This window comes from Devosia pacifica, from assembly GCF_014652635.1.
Taxonomy (GTDB): domain Bacteria; phylum Pseudomonadota; class Alphaproteobacteria; order Rhizobiales; family Devosiaceae; genus Devosia; species Devosia pacifica.
The window spans coordinates 584,449-607,260 of the sequence record NZ_BMZE01000002.1 but is presented as its reverse complement, the minus strand read 5'-3'; the positions used below and the strand labels follow the sequence as shown (position 1 = coordinate 607,260).

Sequence of the window (22,812 nt, the reverse complement as noted above, 5' to 3'; positions counted from 1 at the left end):
CGTTTACACGATGAGGCGTCTGAGGGGACGTCTACGAGGGAGCCTAACGTATGCGTGTTGGTATTGTCGGCCTTGGTTTTCGGCTCGGCTATCTCGCCCGGGTATTCACCCAAATGGTGCCGGGCTTCGAAGTGGCGGCTTATGTCGACCCCGCACCGGCTGGCAAAGACTATGCAGAACAGCATGGCGTGAAGATCGGCTCGTCTTACGAGACGCTCGAGAAAATGCTCGATGCCGAGCAGCTCGACATGCTGATGATCGGCTCGCCCAACCATATGCATCTCGAGCATTTGCGGATCGGCCTCGATCGCGGCCTAAAGATCTTCTCTGAAAAGCCCGTCGTGACCACCATCGAGGAGACGCTGGAGCTGGCGGGCCTGATCGGCCAGCATCCGGCGGATCAAATCATGGTTGGTCTCGTGCTTCGGTATGCCCCGCTTTATGTCGATCTGCGCAAGGCTCAAGCCGAGGGCGCAATCGGCGATGTTGTCTCGATTGAAGCCTCCGAGACGATCCCGCCCTACCACGGCGCCTTCTTCCAGCGCGACTGGCGCCGGTACGAGCGATATTCCGGCAGCTTTATGCTCGAGAAGTGCTGCCACGATCTTGATCTTTACAACGGCGTTATGGGCTGCCGCCCGGCTTTCGTTTCGAGCTTTGGCGGCCGCAAAGCCTTCATCCCTGAAAATGCCCCTGAAAAGGACGGCATCAACGACCTCGAGGTCTACCATCGCAAGCCTTCCGGTTGGGAAGGAAGCGACAAGGTCTTTGACGGCGATGGCGACATTATCGATTTCCAGACTGCGCTTGTGGAATACGAAAACGGCGCCGCGCTGTCCTTTCACACCAACATGAACGTGCCGGACGATTTCCGTCACTTTGCGGTGCTCGGCGCAAAAGGTCAGGCTGAAGGCGATTTCGTGCGCAATTATTTCAAGCTCACTGACGCGCGCACATCCAAGCGGCTTGTCGATAAAACCTACCAGACCTCGGACCTTTCAGCGCACTATGGTGCCGACGAGCAGATGGCCGAAGATATCGGCAAGCACTTGACGGACGGCGTGCCTCTGCCAGTCTCGGTAATCGACGCTTTGGAAGCGGGCCTGCTGGCATTGGCCATGGACGAAGCGCGGCGCACCCGCAGTGTTGTCGACATGGCGCCGATATGGCAGCGTTTCGATGAAGCCCTGAAGGGCGAACAGGCACGGAGGCGAGCATGACGAGGTCGCAGAGCGCAACCCTATTCGCGCTGGGTTTGCTGCTCCCAGCAACCCTCTACATTCTCGCGATCGTCGCCTACCCGCTGTTCGATACCATTGTCCTGTCGTTTACGAACGCTGCGCTGCGCCCGACCTACGATTTCATTGGCTGGGAAAACTACGAGCGCATCTTCAGCGCCGGCAACTTCACGGAAGTGATCATCCGCACCTTCGTGTGGACCTTCTTCTCCGTGGCGTTGAAAATGATCATCGGCACCTGCGGCGCAGTCCTGCTGAACGCAGCCGTGCCTGGCCAGACCGTTTTCCGCATCCTCACCATGCCGCCTTGGGTCGTGCCAATGGCGATCGGCATTTTCATGTGGGGCTGGATGTATAACGGTCAGTTCGGCATGATCTCCGGACTTCTGCAGAATTTCGGCCTTCGTGATAGCCCACTACCGTTCCTTGCCTATGGCAATACGGCGTTCTGGGCGACAATCGTTACTGACGTCTGGATCGGTGTCCCCATGGTCACGATCTACCTGCTGGCGGCGCTCCAATCGATCCCCAAGGATCTTTATGAAGCCGCGTGGACCGATGGCGCCGGCCGCTGGTACCGCTTCCGCCGCGTGACCCTGCCGCTGATGGTGCCGGCCATGCTGACCATGTCGCTGCTGAGCCTGATTGCGACCTTCAACTCGTTCGACATCATCTGGATCCTGACGCAGGGCGGCCCGTCCGGGTCGACCACGACGATGATCATCGACACCTATCGCACGGCGATCGGCTCGTTCCGGTATGGCGAGGGTGCCGCCCGCGCAGTCGTGATCTGTATCTTCGTCTCACTGTTCTGCATCGTCTATTTCCGAGCCGTACGCCAACTCTCGAAAGGCCAGATACGATGACCGAATTGGCCCGTAGCGCGAGCGAATCCACTGCAACTGCCTCCGCCGAGCAGAAAGCGCCGGCAAAGGTCAAGGCGCGCAGCCAGAAGGCGATGATCGATCGCTATACCTGGTACGAGGTGGTTGGCATATACGCCGGCATAGCCCTGTTCCTGATCTTCGTGCTGGCACCGTTCATCGAGGGCTTTCTGGTCTCGCTGAAGCCTCTGGCGCAGCTGTTCTCGACGCCGTACAATTTCATTCCGGAGAATGGGTCATTCCAGGCCTATTTCGACATGTGGAACAGTGTGCCCGCGCTCGGTCTGCACATCTTCAACTCGTTCTTCATCTCGAGTGTCATAACGCTGATGGTGATCGCCATCGTGGTGCCCGCAGCTTACGCGTTTGCGCGCTTCGAATTTACCGGCGCCGGCGTGATGCTGGGGGCTTTCCTTGCGGTCAACATGTTCTCGGGCGCAGTGCTGCTGATCCCGCTGTTCCGGTTGATGCGTTCGCTGGGCCTTCTCAACACCTACTGGGCAATGATCATCCCCGGTGCCGCGTTTCTCATTCCCTCGTCGATCTGGCTGCTGCGCACCTACCTGATGCGGATTCCGCGCGAGCTCGACGAAGCTGCATGGGCCGATGGCGCAAGCCGGCTCTATACGCTGCGCCGCGTAATCCTGCCGCTCGCCATGCCCGGTATCGTCGTCATTTCGATCATGACCTTCATCGGCGCCTATGCGCAGCAGTTCATCTTCGCCCTGACGTTCAATTCCAAGACGGAATACATGCCACTGCCGGTTGGTCTGTTCGGGTTCTTTGGCCGGCAGGAAGTGCTGTGGAACGAGCTGATGGCAGCAAGTTTCGTTGGCATCCTGCCAGTGATGGTCGTCATCGTTTTCTTGCAGAGATATCTGGTCGCCGGCCTCACGGCAGGCGCCATCAAGCAATAGCGGGCGCCACAGGCGCACCGCGAAAGGTCAGGGCCGCGACCGACTGAAAGCGGCCCGGGGAACGCAGCCTTCGGGTTGTTGAAATCAAGGGAGACTAATAGTGAAAAACACCAGCAAACTCCTGCTCGCATCTCTGGTCCTGATGTCCGGTACCGCCGGCGTCACCAGTGCTGTCCAGGCTGAGGAACTCAGCTTCACCGTATGCGGTGACGAAGTTGATCCGACCTGGGAAGGCTTTATCGCAGAGTGGGAAGAGCAGAATCCGGATTGGCCTGTTGCCACCGAGGCCGTCGGCTGGGGCCAGTGCCAGGATAAGGTGACCACCCTCGCCGCCGCCGGCAGCCCGGTCGATCTCGCCTATGTTGGCTCGCGCACGCTCAAGCAGCTCGCACTCAACGACCTCATCGTCGAGATTCCGATGAGCCAGGAAGAGCAGGACGCTTACTACAATTACGTACCGGAAACCGTCAGCTTCGACGGCACCCAGTGGGGCGTACCGGTCGCATTCTCGACCAAGGCCCTGTTCTGGAACAAGGACCTGTTCGAAGAAGCCGGCCTCGACCCGGAGACGGCTCCGACAACCTGGGAAGAAGAAATCGACTTCGCCAGGCAGATCGAGGAAAACACCGACGCTGACGGCTTTGGCCTTGTTGCCAAGACCTTCGACAACACCATGCACCAGTTCCTTCATTGGGTTTACACCAATAACGGCCAGGTGATCGATGATGAGGGCAATATCGTCCTCAACAGCCCGCAGGTTCTGGCAGCACTCGAAGCCATCCAGGAAATCACGCAGTATTCTGAAGAAGGCCCGACGGCCTACGAGCAGAATGAAGTGCGCGCAATCTTCCTCGACGGCAGCCTTGGCATGGTTCACGGCGCCATCTCGACAGGCCAGCTGGCCACCGAAGCCGGCATCAACTGGGGCGTTGCTCCGCTCCCGCTCGGCCCGGACGCTGAAGGCCCAGGCACGCTGCTGATCACCGACTCGCTGGCCGTATTCAACGGCACGGGTCGTGAGGAAAAGGCCATCGAACTGGCCAAGTTCCTGACCTCGCCGGAACGCCAGTGGGAATACGAGCAGAGCGCCGGCCTCACCCCGCTGCGTCCGCTGCCGGAAGTGACCACCATGATGGAGCAGGACCCGACCTGGGTGCCGTTCATCGAGTCGATCGAATATGGTGGCCCTGAGCCCCTGTTCACCGACTACCAGGGCCTGCAGAACACCATGATTGAAATGGTGCAGTCTGTGGTGACCGGCCAGGCCGAGCCGCAGGAGGCTCTCGAACGCGCTGCAAGCGAGCTTGAACGCTTCAAGTGATCTGTCCGCGCCCCGCCGCCACTGGCGGCGGGGCGCACCTGTCATGATGATTGTGCGCGTGATACCGCGCCTGCTGCACGGAGGCTGTCTTGGCCAGCGCCCTCACCCTTTCCAACATTCGCAAGTCCTTCGCGAATGCCGAGATCATCAAAGGTGTCGATCTCGACGTTACTCAGGGCGAGTTCATCGTCTTCGTCGGTCCGTCGGGCTGCGGCAAGTCGACCTTGCTGCGCATGATTGCCGGCCTCGAAGAGGTGACCTCGGGTGATATCAATATCGAGGGCAACCGTGTGAACGAATTGCCGCCGGTCAAACGCGGCATCGCCATGGTTTTCCAGTCCTATGCGCTTTATCCGCACATGACTGTATTCGAAAACATCGCCTTCCCGCTGCGCGTTGAAAAGCTGCCGCAGGCCGAAGTCGACAAACGCGTCGATGCCGCAGCCAAGGTGCTGCAGCTCGATCAGCGCTTGCAGCAGCGCCCCGGCACCCTGTCGGGTGGCCAGCGCCAGCGCGTCGCCATCGGCCGCGCCATTGTGCGCGAACCAAAGATTTTCCTCTTCGACGAACCGCTGTCCAATCTCGACGCGGCCCTTCGTTCTGAGATGCGTGTCGAATTGATGGAGCTGCATAAGCGCCTCGGATCGACCATGATCTACGTCACGCACGACCAGATCGAGGCCATGACCATGGCCGACCGGATCGTCGTGCTCTCGCTTGGTGAGATCGAGCAGGTCGGCTCGCCGCTCGAGCTTTATCACCACCCCGACAACATCTTTGTCGCCGGCTTTATCGGCAGCCCGAAGATGAACTTCATCAAGGGCCGCTGCACGCAATCGGCGAACGGGCAGGTCGAGATCGATCTCGGAGAGCTCGGCACAATGGCGCTGGAGCGCAATGCGCCGCGCCTTGCCGGTGAAGAGGTCACTCTTGGGATACGGCCTGAGCACCTGAAGCTCGAGCAGTCTAATTTCTCACTCTCGATCACGCCGAATCTGATCGAGCATCTCGGGATCCACACCATCCTTTATGCCGATGTGCCGGGTTCAGAAGCCTTCATAGCCCTGTTCGAGGGCGAGCCAGGCGCCGAAGAAGGTACGCCGATTTCGATAGGCTTCAACAAGGCCGATGTGCACCTGTTCGATTCCAGCGGACAGGCAGTGCGCTGAACCGACCACCGGCGCCGTAATCGATATGATGGACACCTCTGCATCAGATACGGCGCCCGATCTCGTGGGCATGCTGCATAACGAACGCGATGCGTTCACGCGCTCCGAGCAGATGCTGACGGACATTGTGCTGGCGGATGTCGATTCCGTCCTCAATCTGTCGATTGTTGATCTTGCGCGCCTCGCCGATGTTTCGCCGCCAACGGTCACACGTTTCTGTCGCCGCCTCGGCTGCCGCTCTTATGCCGATTTCCGGGTAAGGCTCGCACAGTCGCGCTATATCGGCTCGCGCTACCTGACGCCGCCGGCGGGCCCGCAGACCGCCCGCGAAATCGGCCACGGCATCGTCACAGACATTCAGGCGACGATCTATCAAGTCTTTGAAACTCTCGATGCCGAGGCGATCGAGCAGGCAGCCGGGGCGATCGTTTCAGCCGAACATATCCTCTCGTTCGGTTCGGGCGGCGCCAGTTCGATGATGGCTATCGAGGCGGAAACCCGCCTGTTCAGGCTGGGGCTGAAGGTCGCCGCTTCCGTCGATCACCAGACCCAGCTGATGCGCGCGGCAGGCGCCCCACACGGGACCGTCATCATCGGATTTTCGCTCAGCGGCAACAATCTCGGTCTTTCAAGGGCTCTTGCCGCCGCCGGAGAATATGGCCATACGCGCATCGTTATCACGCGGTCGATGTCGCCGGTGGCAGAGGAAGCCGATATCCTTTTGACCGTCGATCGGCGAGAGCACGCCGATATCCTTAAGCCCTCGACCGGCCGCTACGCCTTCATGGCGCTCCTCGACATCCTCGCGCAAACAACAGCCACGCGGCTCGGAGCAACGGCCGTCGGGGCCATGCGCCGCATCAAGCACCAGCTGGTTCTGACCCGCGATGAAGATGACGCCCAGCCATTGGGCGATTGACCAACAATCACATTCGACAAGTCCCTGAAATGCCAGATGGCCAGGAAGAGGAAGACCATGTCCACGCGCCAACACGTGACACTCGCGACCAATTGGACCGGTGACGCGGGCTCTACCGCACCGACATACGAGCTCGTTGTCACCAATGTGTCCGATGCGCCGATAAGCGGTTTTACCCTGTGCATGACGGCACCGACACGAGTCGAGCGCAACGCCGGCTTCGAAGGCGCAAAGCTGGTTTCGCGCCGCTCGAACTTTGTTGAGGTCGCCCCGCCAGAAAGCTTCACACTCCAGCCGGGCGATCGCTGGTCATTCTCGACGACTGACGTGTCGCGCAGCCTCAATCACTGGAGCGACGGCGCAACAACTGCCTGGTTGCAGTTTGAAAAGGGTGGCACGCTGCCCATCGACGTCATTCCCACAACGATGACCGGGGATAATGCGCCGCTGCGGCGCGGGACAGAGCCGTTGCCAGTGCCAGGACCGGGCAAGGCCACTGCCCCGATCAGTGTCGTGCCATGGCCCAACCAGGTAAGCGTCAGCGGCGCGCGCGAGGTCCTCCAGGGTCTTGCACCAAAAGGAGAGAGCGGCGCTGAAGGGGCAATCGAGTCGTTCCGCGAAATCACGCTGGCGCTGTTCCCCACGGAGTCGATCTGCCGCTCGGAAGCCGAGGGCGGCATCCCGATCAGTCTAGAAGTCGATCAGAGCCTGCCCGCAGAGGGCTACCGCATCGACTTTTCCTCAAACCCAATCACCGTGTCCGCCTCGGGGCACGCCGGCTGGCTTTACGGGCTGATCACACTCGGCCAGATCCTGCGCGGCGCGCGGCGCCACAAATTGACTTACACGTTCCCGGCGGCAGGCGAGATTGTCGATCAGCCGGCTCATGGCTGGCGCGGCAGCCATTTCGATGTGTCTCGTCAGTTCTTTACCAGCGATGAAGTCAAGCGGTTCGTCGATGTGCTAGCCTGGAACAAGCTCAACCGGCTGCATTGGCATCTGTCCGATGATGAAGGCTGGCGCGTCGAGATCGATGCCTATCCTGAGCTCACGCAGATTGGCGCCTGGCGCGGCTATGGCATGAAGATCCCGCCACTGCTCGGTTCGGGTGCGGCGCCGACAGGCGGTTACTATACCAAGTCAGCCATACGTGACATCGTCGCAAAGGCAGGCCGGCTCGGGATCGAAATCGTGCCCGAGATCGATGTGCCGGGCCATTGCTTTGCGGTGCTGATGTCCTTGCCGCATCTCGCGGATCCCGATGAGACCGGCGAGTACTATTTCCACGAGAACTTCCCCAATGCCTGCCTGAACCCGGCGCATGAGCCGGTCTACGAGTTCATCGAAACGACCTTCAGCGAACTCCTCGAACTGTTCCCCTCAAAGACCTTCCATGTCGGCGCCGACGAGGTGCCGGAGGGAGCATGGGAAGGCTCGCCAATGGCCCGGGCGATGAACGAGAAGATCGGGGGCAGCGGCCCGGCGGAACTTCAGGCTGCCTTTCTCAAGCGCGTGCAGCAATTCCTCACCAGCAAGGGTCGTATCACCGGCGCCTGGGAGGAAGCTGCCATGGGTGGCGGCATTGATAAGGCCAACAGCTACCTCGTCGGCTGGAAGTCCATCGAGATCAACAAGGAGCTCGCGCAGGACGGCTACGACATCGTCATCGCCCCTGGACAGCACTATTATCTCGATATGGCCAACGGTGTGGGATTCTCGGAACCAGGGGCCTCATGGGCCGGATGGTCGGGGCCGGAAGAAACCTACATGTTCCAGCCGGGAGAAGGCTGGAACGAAGAACAGAGGGCCCATCTGATGGGTGTTCAGGCCTGTATCTGGACCGAGCACATGATGGACCGGACCTTGTTCGATCGCCTGGTGTTCCCGCGTTTATCGGCAATTGCCGAGACCGGCTGGACGGCACACGCCAATAAGTCCTGGCAGCGCTTTTCCGGCATGGCGGCGCTGATGCCGAACCTTTATGGGCATTGGGCAGACCCGGTCGTCTGACGGCAATCAGATCCCGGACTTGGCGGGCAGCATCATGATGCTGCCCGTCTGCTATTCGGCGAGCGGGTCGCTCACCATCGGCCAGATGTCTTTTGGCGCCTTGCGATAGGGCGTGACCCGCGCATCGTTGGGATAGGGCCTGCCGGCGGAGCAATAAAGGATCTTCGCGGCGATCCTCTTGAAAGAGGCGTAGAAATGGTTGGTCGACTTGATCAGCAGGATCTTCTTATTGCGCGGCTCGATCCCGAACGCTTCGAACAATGAGTAATCAAAGCTCTGCGCGCGCGTTGTGTTGAGGATGACCTCAATGCCATCAAAGCTCACGAGCGCCGAGTCCCCGATTGGCACCATGCTGTCACCGAACCGCTGCTGGGCCTGCCGCACGAGCTTTTTCACCTGGACCAGCTTGTCGATCGGCTGACCAGTGAAGGGCGCCGATTTTGCGCCGAAGCGCAGCGGTATCTCTGCGCCGACGCCTGCCGAAAAGCAGATCTGCACCGCAATCGGATCCCAGATCGTGCCCACGGCTACATCAGTCGCACCGCGCGCGATCAGTTCACCGAGGACCACGGTGGCGTCGCCAGCCGTCCCGCCCCCTGGATTATCCCACATGTCGGCGATGACCACCGGCCCCTCGGCTGGTGCCATGGCTTCCGCTACAGCGGCCTTCTCGTCGATTTGCGGCATCATGAAGGTGCCGCGCTGACAATAAAGTTCCCGGCCAAGCTTTTCGGCAAGAGCTGCGCCTTTTTCCCGATCGTCATCGGTGACGACCAGCACCTTGGTCCCCATTTCGGGAACATCGCCCGCAAGAAAGCCGTGGATCACCGAGATCGAAAGAACCCCCGGCTCTTCGCGCTCAAGCACGTGCAAACGATCGACGAAACTGCGCATTGGCTCGCGTGATGTCGGAAAGACATCGATCATCCGGCAATCGAATACGCTCATCACCGGCTTCACAGCGCCGTCGAGCCGTGCAGCGATGATCCGCCACAAATCTTCGGCCCGCTCAACAAAATCCGTGTGTGGAAATTCTTTGAACACCGTGAAGACATTTGCCGCGGCGACACGCTTGGCCGTCAAATGGCTGTGCGGATCGAGTTCAGCGCCGATCGGGATGTCAGGCCCGACAATGTTGCGCACCCGCGTCAACAGATCCCCTTCCGGGTCATCATAACCGGCGGCGACCATGGCGCCATGAAGTCCCAGAACCACCGCATCTACCGGCATCGCAGCCTGCAATTGCCCGAGTATCTCGTCGCGCAGCCCCTCGAAGGCCTCGCGGTTTACGAGACCCGCCGGATCCGCCCAGGCAGCAGTCCCTTCGATCAGCGTCCAGCCGCGCTCCGCGCAAACCCTGCGTCCGACGGTAATCGGGGCCGTGCACAGGGTCGGTGTCTCCGGGTGCTCTCCCGGCCGGGCATAAAGCGAGGCCTCGAACGCCAACCTGTCGACGCAGATTGGCGAGAATGTATTGGTCTCGGTGGCAAGAGCGGCCGTGAAAATGCGCACGCTGACAAATCCCTTGTTGCGCCCGCCTCCTCCCGCGGACACTATCCTCAAAGCCGAAGGCTAGCATGGGCCCCTGAGCGTTTCACGCAATAAATTTACAGAATTTACCGGCAAACTCCTGCCAATTCGCGCAAAACATGGCCTATACTCCGTTCATTCTGAAACTCAGTTACATTGGGAGAGTACGATGTCGATAAAGCGCTATGGTGCGGAAAAGTCCGGAGCCGGCGGCCAGAACCTGCCATTCGCGCGCGCCGTCGAAGCTGATGGTTGGCTGTATGTCTCCGGGCAGACGCCAATGAAGGATGGCGAGATCGTCGGCTCGAACATCGTCGAGCAGACGCACCTGACCATCAAGAACGTCATCGCGATCCTCGAGGAGGCCGGCTACGGGCTCGAACATGTGGTGCGTGTCGGCGTATGGCTCGACGATCCGCGGGATTTCTGGAGCTTCAACGGCGTTTACAAATCCTATTTCGGAGAGCACCCGCCTGCCCGCGCATGCGTTCAAAGCAGCATGATGGTCGATTGCAAGGTCGAGATCGACTGCGTGGCCTATAAGGCTCCCGAAAAGGCCTGAGCAGATGGGCAACGATCCGTTTCGTGTTGATGGCCGCACCGTTCTCGTCACCGGCGCAGGCGGTGGTATCGGTCAACATCTGGTGGCGCGGTTCAGCGCCGCCGGCGCCGCGGTCATCGGCGCAGATCGCAGTCTCGATGCACTCGCGGATCTGCCTTTGCAGCGCGCATTGGCTTTCGATCTTTCCGATGCCGCGGAAACTGAGGCAGCAATCGCCGAGGATGTCGCGAAGAACGGTGCGCCCGATATCGTCGTCTCGAACGCCGGATTTACCCGTGCCGAAACGCTTGAGATGATCGATATTGCCACGTGGGAAGCCGAACTCGCGATCAATTTGACGGGCGCCTATGCGATGACCCGCCCGATCGTGTCCGCAATGGCGGAGCGCGGACATGGCGCGCTCGTCTTCATCGCCTCGGTCAACGGCATCGGACATTACGGAAATCCCGCCTATTCCGCCGCCAAGGCCGGGCTCATTGCGTATGCCAAAGCCATTGCCGTCGAACGCGGTCACCGCAATATCCGCGCCAATGTCATCTGCCCCGGATCTGTACGAACCCCGGCCTGGGACCACAGGCTGGACCGCAATCCCGAGCTGCTGGATGCGGTGCTTCCGCATTATCCCTTGGGCCGCATGGTGGTGCCGGATGAAGTGGCCAATGCTGCCCTGTTTCTAGCGTCCGAGGCCGCCTCGGGCATAACCGGCACTGTGCTGCCGGTCGATGCCGGCCTCACCGCCGGCAACACCCGCTTTGTCGATGATGTCCTGCGCAAGGAGAACTAATGCGCGCACTAGATCTCGAAACGCCGGCGGTCCTGATCGACCTTGAGCGCGTCGAAGCCAATCTCAAGCGTACGCAAGATTATGCCGATGCCCACGGTGTGCGGCTGCGCCCCCATATCAAGACGCACAAGCTGCCGCGCTTCGCCAAACGCCAGCTTGAACTTGGGGCTATCGGCATTACCGTCCAAAAGCTCGGTGAAGCCGAGGTGATGGCGGATGCCGGCATCAGCGATATTTTTCTGCCCTACAACATTATCGGCGCTTCGAAGTTGAAGCGTTTGCGTGCCCTGACGCAGCGCATCACAATTCGCGTCACCGCCGATAGTTCGCAGGTTGTCGATGGATTGTCACAGGCTTTTGCCGACGCGGACAAGCCACTCGACGTGCTCATTGAATGCGACACTGGCGGCAGCCGCTGCGGCGTCCAGACGCCAGAGGCGGCGCTGGAATTGGCGCAACACATTGATAAGGCCGCCGGGCTATCGTTTGCCGGACTGATGACCTATCCCGCGGCCGGTGGCTACGCCGAAGCGGCGCAGTGGCTCGCAACGGCCAAGACGCTGATCGAAGACGCCGGGCTACCGCTGCGCATCATCTCCAACGGCGGCACGCCGGACCTTTGGAACGCTCACGCCAACACGGTTGCGACGGAGCACCGCCCCGGCACCTATATCTACCTCGATCGCATGCAGGTGAACTTCGGGATGGGCACACTTGAGGATTGCGCCCTGACAGTGCTGGCGACCGTCGTCTCCCGCCCCACAGAGACACGCGCCGTCATTGACGCGGGCTCTAAAGCCCTTAGCAGCGATGCTCCGGGCCTTGGGGGGTACGGCTACATCATCGGCTACCCTGAAGCCGAAATCAGCACCCTCAGTGAGGAACACGGGGTTATCGATCTCACGAAGTGCGACACCAAGCCGGCGATCGGCGATGTGCTGCGCATCATCCCCAACCACGCCTGTGTTGTCTCAAACCTCTTCAATGAGGTTAACCTGGTGTCAGGCGATCAGGTGGTCGAGACGGTACCTGTGGCCGCCCGTGGAAAGCTGACCTGAGACGGCGCCGGCGAAAACTCTGGACAGCCCAGGCACGCTGGGTCACGATTCGCCAACGCGAAGAACACAGGAGGAGGTACCGTGACCCCACATAACCATGCCAAGCCCGACGATTATTCTGACGCCGTGCTGCTGCCGGGGGATCCACTGCGCGCCAAGTGGATTGCCGAAAACTTCCTCGAATCACCGAAACTGGTGAACTCCGTTCGCAATTGTCTCGGCTATACCGGCACTTACAAGGGCAAGTCGGTTTCGGTGCAGGCCACTGGCATGGGGCAGCCGTCGCTCGCCATCTATGTGCACGAACTCATCAACACCTATGGGCTGAAGACGCTGATACGGGTCGGCACCTGTGGCGGCCTCAATGCCAAGGTGAAAGTCCGCGACCTGGTGCTGGCGCAGGCGGCAAGCACCGATAGCTCGATCGTCAAAGGCCGGTTCGACCCATTCAATTTCGCGCCGATCGCCGATTTCGGGCTGCTGCGCGACGCAGTCGAAAAGGCCGAGCAGGCGGGCATGCGTTATCATGCGGGTAACATGCTCTCCTCGGATCTTTTCTATCACCGTGAACCGGGTCTCGAGGGTTACGGGCTGCTGCCCAGCCACGGTATACTCGGCGTCGAGATGGAAGCTGCGGCGCTCTATACCCTCGCGGCACGCTTTGCCGTCAGGGCGCTGACCATCTGCACGATGACCGATTGCCTGATCACCGGCGACGAAATCGATGCCGACGCGCGCCAGACTTCACTGCGTGACATGGTAACACTCGCGCTCGACGTTGCGATCGACAGCTGACCAGGCCATCGACTTGCTGGCCCTGCCGCCCATGTAGGGTTGTGACACTACGGGCAGGCCTGTCCAAGGGTGAAGCTGCTAGTTTGGCTGACACACCGGATGAGCGTGAAGCACTTCACGCGATCGTCACCGCCGGCCTTAACCCTCCCGCGATGCCGCCCATTTCCCGCCAGCTTGTCCGTGTTAAGTTCTTCTTAACAGAGCTGCACGGGGGTTGCCCGCATGAGTTTGAAGAACAACGCCATTCGTCTGTCAGATACGTTGCGCGCGACCGAGACCGTCTCGCGGTTCGCGCTGGCTGTTCTGGCGCTTGCCTCCGGCGTTTACACCTATCTCGGGGTTCGCGGCCTGCTCGATGGCAGCGCAACCTTCGTGTTTGCAGCGGCCGTGATCTACTCGGCCGCGGTCGCGGTGGCGATTTACGCCTTCTGGACCTTCATGCTGCGCTTCGTCCCGCTGGTCGTCGGCGGACTGCAGCGCATCGCATTGTTCTGCGTGATGGCCGTCGGCTGCGTCATGATCGTTGCCATGAGCTCCTGGCTCAATGCGGCAGCGCTCGCCGGATCGGCGGCACTCGAGCAGCATATGGCCGTAACCCTGCAGGGTTATGCCGAAGATCTTGATCGCGCCCATGCCAACGCCCTGTCTGCGCAGTCCTTGTTGCCGGATGTTCAGCGCGCCTCCGACAGGTTTGCCCGCCTTGCGGCGAACGAGCGTGAGAGCGGCGCCCTTACCGGCACCCAGGGATCAGGCAGCGTTGTACAATTGCTGACACAGATGTCGGCGCAAATGGATGAACTGGCGGCCACCATCACCGGATCGCGCCAGGACGTCGAGGCGCTGTTCAACCAGGGGAGCGCGCGCCTTGCCGCGATGCGCGAACTGGTGTCGACGCCCGGTGATATCGATCCTCGTGCCGATCAGTTTTCGTCCGAAGCCGTGGAACTGACAGCCGTGATTTCTGCGCTGGAGCAGACCAGCGTTGCGCCTTCGGTCAAGCGCGCTGCCTCTGACCTCTCGGCCGGCTTCATCGCCCCGGTTGCCGATGGCGGCACGGCTGATCTCGCCCAACGGCAGGACCAGGTGATGGCAACGGTGCGCGAATCGGTTGCGACCCAGGCTTCGGCGCTCAGCCGGGCCGCGGACGAGATCCTCGCCGAACCGCGCGTCGAAGTGCAGCGCTTTGTGCCGCTGTCAAGTGGTGAAGCCGTTATCCGGTATTGGTCGGATTTCGTCCCCTCCTGGGCCGGCGCCATCTCGATCGACTTGCTGCCGGTGGTGCTGGTTCTCGTGCTGATGGTAGTCAACGACGTCATGCGCCGCGACGCAGAAGCGATGGAAGAGGCGGATACCATGACCGCAGCGGAGATGATCCGAGCGCTTTCGTTGTACCGTCAACTCAATGGAGCGCCGCCGGAAGCTGCGATCGACGAAGAGCCGCCCTCACCTGCTGAAGATCGAGAACCGGACGCGGCGACAGGTCGAGACATGCGTGTCGCCCCAGAGTCGAGTATTGAGCCTCAGGGCGAGCGCCGGGAGGATGGCACCGTGGTAACGCCCATCGCCACGGCGTCCCGCAAGCGAGGCGACACGCCGAGCCGATCATGAGCAGCACCGCGTCACGCCGGGGATTTCTCCACCGGCTTTCGAGAATAGACGATGGCGCCATCATGCGGACGGCGTTCTTTGCGCTGCTCGCCGGCACCGCGTCCGTACTTTACATCGACTATCGCGAACTGATGGCGACCACGCCTCCAGAGGCGCTGCCAGAGGCCCAGCCGATCCTGCCGCCCGCCAGCCAGGATGGCGGCAATACCGGCCCACGCCCCGAAATCACCACGGCGCCCGAGTTGCTTGAGGAGCCGCTTTCCATCACCCTTGGAGGCCAGGGCGAACTCAGGCTCACGGGTACGATGGACCAGGGCTCTGCGGCGCGTTTCGCTGAAGAGATCGCGGCGCGCGGCGAGTATGTGGAAACCGTTGTTCTCGATTCTCCGGGGGGCTCCGTCTCTGACGCGCTCGAGATGGGGACGCTGATACACGAAAAGGGGTATGCGACACGTGTGCCGGCCGGGGCCCTGTGCGCATCCGCCTGCCCGATAGTCTTTGCTTCGGGCGCTGAGCGCATCGCTTCGCCGCAATCCGCCATTGGCGTTCATCAGGTCTATGCGGCGGCGATTACAGGCAATCCCCAGGCAATGCTTGAAGCGGCGGGGATCGCTATGTCCGAGGCCCAGCGCACCACGGCCCGCATCACCCGGCACCTGACAATGACGGGGGTAGATCCCGAAATGTGGCTGCTGGCGCTGGAGACGCCACCGGATCGACTCCACTATTTCACCGAGAAGGAGATGACCGGATTCAATCTCGTGACCAGCCTCGAAGAAGAGTCGAATTCAAGCAGGTAAATTTTCCTGCTTTCCTGCAACCAGTGCCACTTCCCGGCGTTGCTTGCACTAATGGCAAATACCACCTTCAGAGTGGTGGTCGGTGAGGAGGAGGACATCATGGAATTCAACAGCACGAGACACACGCGCACGCTGGTCAATCATCGAGACATCCAAAACTGGGTGGCCGATCGGAAGGGTACGCCCGCTATCGCGCGGGTTCGAGACCGATTTGGCAGCCAGCGCTCGAAACTATGCCTCAAGTTCGGCCAGACACCGATCAAGCGCCAGGTGAACGTCGACGATGGCATGAGCCCCTGCTCGTGGACGGTGTGGCTGGCCGAACTCGACAGGCAGAACCTCGCACTGGAAATCACCCCGGGCTCTGACGGGAACTATCAATTCGTCGAGCGCAGCCGTTTGAACTGAGCGAATTCGATCGGCTCATCGCCTGTCTTTTCTGTGGGACCCTTGGTTGAAGGGTGTACCCAAACCCGGTTACGGCCGTTTCGCTTCGCGGCATAAAGCGCTGCGTCTGCGCGGCGAACGAGATCTGCCAAACTGTCCTGAGGCAGCATCTGGGCCACGCCGATACTGACAGTCGTGCTGATTGGCGTGTCCCATTGGCGCGCTGCGAAAGCGTGGCGTATGCTCTCGGCGAACATATGACCACTACGGCTGTCGACGCCGCCCAGGAACACCGCGAATTCCTCACCGCCCAAGCGCCCCGCGATAAAGTGCTCTCCCGCCGCATGCTTCAGGGTGCGCGCGAACGACACGATGACCTGATCGCCTGCTGCGTGCCCAAAACGGTCGTTGACCTGCTTGAAGTGATCGAGATCAGCAACGAGCACCGTGCCTTCCAGTCCGGCTCGTCGCAGCGCAGCGATTGCTGATTCCGCGCGATCTTCGAACCCGTGGCGATTGAAAAGACCGGAGAGTTTGTCTGTCTCGGAGCGTACGGTCATGTCCTGAAGCACATCGCGCACCATGATCAGCACAATCAACAACCCGACCGTGATCAAGAAGAACGAGGCCAGCATCTGCGAGAACGCGGCATAGGTGGATGCGAGATAGGCTTGCGGACTGTCTCCCGATCCGCCGATATAAAGGGCGAGGAAGGGCTTTGACAGGAACTGTATGGCGCTGAAACAGAACACAACTGCGAGCGCCACATCGAGTTTGCGACGGCCCGATTGCTTCAACACCAGCAGCCCGGCGAGCCCTACGAATACCGAATACGGCAGCTGATAGAGCATCATCCGCGCAAGGCTGTCGCGCGGCCAATCGATGATCTCGATGATGAGCAAAAGCGAGGCACTCGCCAGAAGGCCCAGAAGCAATAGTGGTGCCCGGCCGGAATAGTGCTTTGTCAAGCCGGCGACGCAGAATGTGAACGCCAGCGTCAGAATGAAATGAATGCCGATGCCGACAAGGCGCGGGTCCTGCTGATACGGCAGGATGAACTCCAGCCCGGCATTGAAAATACCCAGACCGTAGCAGGCCGCCAGCCAGAACGCGGATTTGTGTTCCCGCTGATATGCACCAACGACTGCGAACGCGACGGCGAAAATGCCGGCGACGAACAGGTTGATGGTCAGTACAAATGCGGCGGCGCTCATAAAGATCTTTCCGTGCTTGAAAAGACCTTAAGCCCTTGAACCCGAAAAGGACGTTAATCAGTCGGCAGGAATCAACACCAGTACATCATGAAATGATTCGAAAACGGGATCGGGTAGCTCGAGCACGTATGTATTCTCCCCCTCCCGCGCTCGAAACAGGCACCCCACCTGATCGCGATCGCCTTTGCCTGCATAAGCTCTCGGCTGTTCATCAGAATAATGCAGAGCCCCACGATAGAGCAGTCCGTCGCCCGAAGCTTTCAGTTCACCTGACAGACGCTGTGAGCCGCTGGTCTTCAGGATCTCGTATCCGGCCCCGGTCTCGGCGATCTCGCAGGTGAAAAAATCGTAGACCACCAATGGAGTGATACCGCCGAGCTTGATGGTGCGGCATTGATACGCCCCCGATGGCAGCTCGCCGAGCGGCGCTAATCCTTCGGAATAAAGCTCCGAGACCGTCGCCTGGTCCCCGGGATGCTCCGCCGCAAGCGCCGCGGCCAGACCGCGAACGCGCGACGTCTCAAGATCGGCAAGCCGCGCCTTGTCCCGATCGGAGAGAACGATGTCCGCTGGATCGCACGGCTCAAGCGCCACGGCTGGCGACGCACTGACGGCAAGCGCCAACAACAACGCCGGACATCTGTTGAACAGCATAGAGAGCCCTCCCGCCGGAACACCGTCTGTGTGTGCACGTTGTGCCAGCAACACGCTTGAAGGAGTACTTATATGCCGAAAACGCTGACTGATCACGAAGAGATCCGCCAATGGGCCATCGCGCGTGGCGGCAACCCGATGCTGATGGAAACGCCGGACGTCAATGACACCCGTACCCATCTGCAGATCACCTTCGGGCAGCACGCCCTAAACGCGGACGCCAACGAAGGTCCGGACCGGGCGGTTGGCGGATATCGACTGGTCAGTTGGCAGGAGTGGTTCGACGCGCTGGAGGAAAGCGGGCTGGCAATTCGCGTAAACGATGACCCCGCCAGCGCTCAAGGCGATGATTTTGAATTCGTCGCGAGAAACGAAGCGGATCGCGTCACCACCGACGCGGCCCAGAAGCCTGCGGCCGGCCCGATGAGCGGCACCGGCGGTGACACGGACTACCGGGAGGGTTGAGGCTCGGCCTCAATGCTCGGTTTCGGCGTCGGCCTCGATGGCTTCCATGTCATCGTCCGAGAATCCGAAATGGTGGCCGATTTCGTGAATGAGGACATGGGTAATTACATCGCTCAAAGTGTCCTCGTTCTCGGCCCAATAGTCCAGGATGGGCCGGCGATATAAGAACACCTGATTCGGCATCTGGCCGGTCACGGGCGCTGCGCCATCGTGAGCCATGCCGATCCCGACGAATAGCCCCATCAACTCGAATGGACTGTCCATCTGCATCTCCTCGAGCACTTCGTCCTCGGCGAAGTCCGCAACGACACAGGTCACTTCACGAGCCAGATCGCGAAATGGCGCCGGCAACCCCTCGAGGGCCGCCAGCGCCATCTCTTCAAAGTCCTCGAGCGAGGGAGCCTGCCGCCCGCTCCATGCATTCATCTGATTACTGCCACTCGCGAATATCGACGAAATGACCGGCAATTGCAGCGGCGGCCGCCATGGTCGGCGAGACCAGGTGCGTGCGTCCCTTGAACCCCTGGCGTCCCTCAAAATTGCGGTTTGAGGTCGACGCGCAGCGCTCTTGCGGGCGCAACTTGTCGGCATTCATGGCGAGGCACATGGAGCAGCCCGGTTCGCGCCAGTCAAAGCCTGCCTCCTTGAAGATCTTGTCGAGCCCTTCAGCTTCAGCCTGTGCCTTCACCAGCCCGGAGCCCGGCACCACCATCGCGCTAACGCGTTCGGCAACCTTGCGCCCGGCTACTACCTTCGCTGCCGCACGCAGATCCTCGATACGTCCATTGGTGCAGGAGCCGAGAAATACCCGGTCGAGTTCAATATCGGTGATCTTGGTGCCCGGCTTCAGCCCCATATATTCAAGCGCCCGCTTCTTGCTGGCGCGCTTGTTCTCGTCGGGGATCTCGTCGGGGTTGGGAACCTCGCCAGTTACCGAGATGACGTCTTCCGGAGATGAGCCCCAGGAGACGATCGGCGGCAGATTGGCGGCATCGAGAACAACCACCTTGTCGTAATGTGCGCCCTCATCGCTCTTCAGCGTCTTCCAGTATTCGAGCGCCATCTCAAAGGCCTGCCCCTTGGGCGCGCGCGGCTTGTCCTTCACATAGGCGAACGTCGTCTCGTCAGGCGCGATAAGCCCGGCGCGTGCACCGCCTTCGATGGTCATGTTGCAAACGGTCATCCGGCCTTCCATCGAAAGCGAACGGATGGCCTCGCCTGCGAACTCGATAACGTGGCCATTGCCGCCAGCCGTGCCGATCTCGCCGATAATGGCGAGAATGATGTCCTTGGCGGTGACGTGCGGCGGCAACGCGCCGTCCACCCGCACCAGCATGTTCTTGGCCTTTTGCTGGATCAGCGTCTGGGTCGCCAGAACATGTTCGACTTCAGAGGTGCCGATGCCGTGCGCAAGGGCGCCGAACGCACCGTGGGTCGATGTATGGCTGTCACCGCAAACGATCGTCATACCAGGCAGGGTGAACCCCTGCTCTGGACCAACGATATGCACGATCCCCTGGCGCTCATCGAGTTCGTTGAAATACTCGACGCCGAAATCCTGGGCATTGCGGGCGAGCGTATCAACCTGGATCTTGCTTTCCGGGTCGTCGATACCGGCGCTGCGGTCCGAGGTGGGTACGTTGTGATCAACGACAGCCAGCGTCCGGAAGGGCGCGCGAACCGTGCGGTTGTTGATGCGCAAGCCCTCAAAGGCCTGTGGGCTCGTCACTTCGTGCACGAGGTGACGATCAATGTAAATCAGCGAGGTGCCGTCTTCATTGTTGGCAACCAGGTGATCATCCCAGATCTTGTCGTACAGCGTGCGTGGTGTCGTGCTCATGGCTAACTATCATCGGGGTTTGGGGTTATTCGGGGAGGTTTACGACCAGTCTTGCATGGCGGTCAAGCCAAGCGGACCGATCGAGCGCCCACTCATATCTTGAGCATTCGTGCGGCGAAGAACCGCCTGAGCGGATCCGGCAGGCGATGCCAGACGGAGCGGATATGGGGTTTCAACCGCTGAATACTCAAGACCCCCCAAACCCGTCCCTTGAACGAGAACGCAACAATGTGATCCTCGACACGGCGCGCGGTGTCGGTCCAGAGCGATTTGTGCTCACCGGCAGGCGGCAGGAAATCGAACGTTTCTACGCCGCGTTGTCGGGCTGTGCGGATTGACCAATCCATGAGTTGCCGCCCAGGCGAGGCCGCAGCCACCGACTGATCATAAGAACTCAGATAGGCGAAATACGTCCCTGAGCGCTCGAAGCCAAGCCGAGCCGCTACGGGTCGACCGCAATGGGTCATCAACATGATTGTGCAACAGGCACAACTCATCGCGATATCGCCAAGGCATGCCATCATGCCCGCATCAATCAAGGCCGTCGAGATGAGGCCTTCGCGCACCATCCACTCTCGCTTGAGCGCGAGGGCGCTATGGAGTGCGGCAGCGGCCGTCGCCCCAGCTCCGATGATCTTGAAATCGACAGGCCCCTCCATTTCCAGCTGTCGGCGAAAAGCACGCATCTTCTTGCCAAAGCCGCGCGACCGGCGGCGCATGTGGTCCGTCTGGTCGTGATCACCGGGTAAAGAAAGATAGGGCGCGGAACGCGCATTGACCGGTTTCGAGCCGAGATGCCGCAAATGATCCGCCAGCGGCGTCTCATCCGGGACGCCATCGAGCACAAGGTAGTCGAGACCGGACGCAGCGATTGCCGACACAGCCAAACGGATCAGTCGCTCCGCATCCGGCGAATCAGCATGAACAAAACTTGAGTACTGGCTGACTGGTGCGCCAACCAGTTGCGCGCCGGTAATGCAGGCCTTGCGACGCACAACAAAGGGCGCAATCAGCTCAAGCCGGCCCGCAAGCCGAACCGCGACGATGCGCAACTGCCCGTCTTCGAGAAAGTGTCGGCACCAGACCGATACCATCTCGAAACTCTGAAACACGGATTCGGGCGTTGCACGCTCATCGAGCGCCCGCCACTCGGTCTCAAGCTTTTCAAGTGCCGACATGCCCTCGAGAAGGCTTACCGTCAGAGCATGGGCATCAGAAACATCTGATACGGTCTCGCCATGAGCCGGAGGTGACATCAGCTGTACCATCTACATCATGCTCCGCAGCTTGAAGATGCCGAATATGGTGGTGTCGACGCCCGTCCACCGGGCACAGGCAATGCCAAGGACAATCTGTGAAGCGATGCGCGCTGCGGAACTGGCAATCGCCGCGCCCCACACCCCGAGGCTGGGGATGAGCAACACCTGAAGCAGCACACAGCCAAGCACGGCCGCAGTCATGATCCCCACGTAAAGCTGCTCCCGGCCGGCAACAAGCATTGTGGTGCGCACCGATCCGGTCGAGGCGTCTACAAGAAAGCCGATACTAAGAATGATCAGGATCGGCAGACCATCGACATATTCAGGTCCGAACAGGGACAGGATGGGCCCACCGAACAGGACGAAGGTCATCAGGCAGACCAACGAGAACCCGAAGCCGAGCGCAGCGGAGAGAACCGCTGTGGCCTGGGTCTTTCGCAGGTCCCGCGCATGGTAGTGCCGTGAAAGCATCGGCGCGACGACCAGTGTCGCCGAATAGCTGAACAGCGTCATCAACCCGGCGGTGCGAAACGCGTTGAAATAGAGTGCCGCGCTGGCCTCATCGGCCAGCCAACCGACCAGCAGCGTATCCGCATTGAGCGAGATCGCGTCGACAGCGGCAGCGAGGAGAAACCAGCGGCTGCGAAGGCCATGAGTTTCGATATAGGGCTTGAGGGCAGACCTGCGCGCGAACGCAAGCGCATAGCCTCGCCTTTTGGCCCATGCCACCTGCACGGCAAGGCAAATCACCAGCAAGGCCGCACAAATGAGCAGGGCCGCTGTGCCGCCAACAGGCGCGCCGATCATGAACAAGGCGAGAAAGACCGCCGGCAGAGCCGCCCGCCAGGCGAGGTCGCGCGGCGCGAGCGCCACCCAGACGGAATCCTGGGCGCGCAGAGCTGACGAGAAATAGTCCGAAAGGGTCAGCGGCAGTACGAGGACTGCCGCTGCGAGGAGATATCCAACGCCCGTGATCCCTGAGCCGCTGGCGCCCGAAAAGACTAGTGCTCCGCTTGCCAGCAGCGCGCCGAGCACAAGGGCGCCAATCAAGGAAAGGGTCGCCCCCGCCCGCAAGACCGCATGGGCCGATCCGCCCGCGCCAGTTTGTGACAGTTCCGGCCACAGCCGCAGGATGGCGCTTTGCTGACCGAGCCCGGCAAGCACAGCCAGAAGCGTTGCTGCCGAAAGCCCGATGGCATAGTGGCCGTATTCAAGCGGCGCCAAGGTCTGGGACAGAACGATGAGGGCAAGATAGGTCAGTCCCGCCGTCGCCACCTTGATCAGCAGCGACGTTACGGAGCGCGAAAGCCCCGCCTTCATCAATGAGGACAGATCATCCGATATCTTGAGCATCTGAATCCAAGGCCGACCCCGGCCCGGATTCTCTATCTCATGCCG

At 60.7% G+C, this 22,812-nt stretch carries 22 protein-coding genes; 15 read left to right on the top strand and 7 right to left on the bottom strand.

What is annotated here, in order from left to right:
- The first annotated feature begins 50 nt into the window (after positions 1-50).
- The 7 genes from IE127_RS10080 (at position 51) to IE127_RS10050 (ending at position 8,458) form a co-directional block, all read left to right on the top strand.
- A complete protein-coding gene (locus IE127_RS10080) occupies positions 51-1,220 on the top strand; it encodes a Gfo/Idh/MocA family protein (RefSeq protein WP_189425548.1) in 1,170 nt (389 codons plus the stop codon).
- Positions 1,217-2,104, top strand: a complete 888-nt coding sequence (locus tag IE127_RS10075) for a carbohydrate ABC transporter permease (RefSeq protein WP_189425547.1) — start codon at positions 1,217-1,219, stop codon at positions 2,102-2,104. Before IE127_RS10080 ends, IE127_RS10075 begins: the two co-directional genes overlap by 4 nt.
- Before the next feature lie 92 nt (positions 2,105-2,196).
- On the top strand, positions 2,197-3,039 hold the full coding sequence (locus IE127_RS10070) for a carbohydrate ABC transporter permease (RefSeq protein WP_189426088.1): 843 nt from the start codon (positions 2,197-2,199) through the stop codon (positions 3,037-3,039).
- Positions 3,040-3,181: 142 nt separating this feature from the next.
- The gene (locus IE127_RS10065) at positions 3,182-4,360 is read left to right on the top strand and encodes an extracellular solute-binding protein (RefSeq protein ID WP_189426087.1); all 1,179 of its coding nucleotides are present in this window, start codon (positions 3,182-3,184) and stop codon (positions 4,358-4,360) included.
- A gap of 89 nt (positions 4,361-4,449) precedes the next feature.
- Positions 4,450-5,529, top strand: a complete 1,080-nt coding sequence (locus tag IE127_RS10060; protein ID WP_189425546.1) for an ABC transporter ATP-binding protein — start codon at positions 4,450-4,452, stop codon at positions 5,527-5,529.
- Between the two features lie 25 nt (positions 5,530-5,554).
- The gene (locus IE127_RS10055; protein WP_189425545.1) at positions 5,555-6,448 is read left to right on the top strand and encodes a MurR/RpiR family transcriptional regulator; all 894 of its coding nucleotides are present in this window, start codon (positions 5,555-5,557) and stop codon (positions 6,446-6,448) included.
- Between the two features lie 57 nt (positions 6,449-6,505).
- Positions 6,506-8,458, top strand: coding sequence for a beta-N-acetylhexosaminidase (locus tag IE127_RS10050; RefSeq protein WP_189425544.1), 1,953 nt, complete (start codon positions 6,506-6,508; stop codon positions 8,456-8,458).
- 51 nt (positions 8,459-8,509) lie between these two features.
- Here IE127_RS10050 and IE127_RS10045 read toward each other — a convergent pair whose 3' ends face one another.
- Positions 8,510-9,970: a M81 family metallopeptidase gene (locus tag IE127_RS10045; protein ID WP_189425543.1), complete on the bottom strand. Its 1,461-nt coding sequence runs from the start codon at positions 9,968-9,970 to the stop codon at positions 8,510-8,512.
- Positions 9,971-10,157: 187 nt separating this feature from the next.
- On the opposite strand from IE127_RS10045, the gene IE127_RS10040 reads away from it, so the two are divergent.
- From IE127_RS10040 to IE127_RS10010, 7 genes are all read left to right on the top strand, one after another.
- The gene (locus IE127_RS10040; protein ID WP_189425542.1) at positions 10,158-10,550 is read left to right on the top strand and encodes a RidA family protein; all 393 of its coding nucleotides are present in this window, start codon (positions 10,158-10,160) and stop codon (positions 10,548-10,550) included.
- Positions 10,551-10,554: 4 nt separating this feature from the next.
- Entirely contained in the window at positions 10,555-11,334 is a 780-nt protein-coding gene (locus IE127_RS10035; RefSeq protein WP_189425541.1) for an SDR family oxidoreductase, read from the top strand.
- The gene (locus tag IE127_RS10030) at positions 11,334-12,392 is read left to right on the top strand and encodes a D-TA family PLP-dependent enzyme (RefSeq protein ID WP_189425540.1); all 1,059 of its coding nucleotides are present in this window, start codon (positions 11,334-11,336) and stop codon (positions 12,390-12,392) included. The genes IE127_RS10035 and IE127_RS10030 overlap by 1 nt, the downstream gene beginning before the upstream one ends.
- A gap of 81 nt (positions 12,393-12,473) precedes the next feature.
- Positions 12,474-13,187 (top strand): purine-nucleoside phosphorylase, encoded by a 714-nt coding sequence (gene deoD / locus IE127_RS10025; RefSeq protein ID WP_189425539.1) that lies wholly within the window; start codon positions 12,474-12,476, stop codon positions 13,185-13,187.
- A gap of 222 nt (positions 13,188-13,409) precedes the next feature.
- Complete coding sequence (locus IE127_RS10020; RefSeq protein ID WP_189425538.1) at positions 13,410-14,795, top strand: hypothetical protein; 1,386 nt, start codon at positions 13,410-13,412, stop codon at positions 14,793-14,795.
- Positions 14,792-15,595, top strand: a complete 804-nt coding sequence (locus IE127_RS10015) for a COG3904 family protein (RefSeq protein ID WP_189425537.1) — start codon at positions 14,792-14,794, stop codon at positions 15,593-15,595. Before IE127_RS10020 ends, IE127_RS10015 begins: the two co-directional genes overlap by 4 nt.
- 99 nt (positions 15,596-15,694) lie before the next feature.
- On the top strand, positions 15,695-16,003 hold the full coding sequence (locus IE127_RS10010) for a hypothetical protein (protein ID WP_189425536.1): 309 nt from the start codon (positions 15,695-15,697) through the stop codon (positions 16,001-16,003).
- On the opposite strand, the gene IE127_RS10005 is transcribed toward IE127_RS10010, so the two are convergent.
- Together IE127_RS10005 and IE127_RS10000 are read right to left on the bottom strand one after the other, a co-directional pair.
- Positions 15,973-17,196 (bottom strand): GGDEF domain-containing protein, encoded by a 1,224-nt coding sequence (locus tag IE127_RS10005; protein WP_189425535.1) that lies wholly within the window; start codon positions 17,194-17,196, stop codon positions 15,973-15,975. The genes IE127_RS10010 and IE127_RS10005 overlap by 31 nt on opposite strands.
- Positions 17,197-17,253: 57 nt before the next feature.
- Positions 17,254-17,850, bottom strand: coding sequence for a DUF4893 domain-containing protein (locus IE127_RS10000; RefSeq protein WP_189425534.1), 597 nt, complete (start codon positions 17,848-17,850; stop codon positions 17,254-17,256).
- 72 nt (positions 17,851-17,922) lie between these two features.
- On the opposite strand from IE127_RS10000, the gene IE127_RS09995 reads away from it, so the two are divergent.
- Entirely contained in the window at positions 17,923-18,315 is a 393-nt protein-coding gene (locus tag IE127_RS09995; protein WP_189425533.1) for a hypothetical protein, read from the top strand.
- 9 nt (positions 18,316-18,324) lie between these two features.
- Here IE127_RS09995 and IE127_RS09990 read toward each other — a convergent pair whose 3' ends face one another.
- The 4 genes from IE127_RS09990 to IE127_RS09975 all read right to left on the bottom strand — a co-directional run bounded on the left by IE127_RS09990 (position 18,325) and on the right by IE127_RS09975 (position 22,767).
- Positions 18,325-18,741, bottom strand: a complete 417-nt coding sequence (locus IE127_RS09990; RefSeq protein WP_189425532.1) for a metallopeptidase family protein — start codon at positions 18,739-18,741, stop codon at positions 18,325-18,327.
- A gap of 4 nt (positions 18,742-18,745) precedes the next feature.
- The gene (gene leuC, locus IE127_RS09985; protein ID WP_189425531.1) at positions 18,746-20,155 is read right to left on the bottom strand and encodes a 3-isopropylmalate dehydratase large subunit; all 1,410 of its coding nucleotides are present in this window, start codon (positions 20,153-20,155) and stop codon (positions 18,746-18,748) included.
- Positions 20,156-20,247: 92 nt separating this feature from the next.
- Positions 20,248-21,423 (bottom strand): GNAT family N-acetyltransferase, encoded by a 1,176-nt coding sequence (locus tag IE127_RS09980; protein WP_189425530.1) that lies wholly within the window; start codon positions 21,421-21,423, stop codon positions 20,248-20,250.
- Positions 21,424-22,767 carry a lipopolysaccharide biosynthesis protein gene (locus tag IE127_RS09975; protein WP_189425529.1) on the bottom strand — a complete coding sequence of 448 codons (1,344 nt, stop codon included), beginning with the start codon at positions 22,765-22,767 and terminating at the stop codon, positions 21,424-21,426.
- Between the last annotated feature and the right edge of the window lie 45 nt (positions 22,768-22,812).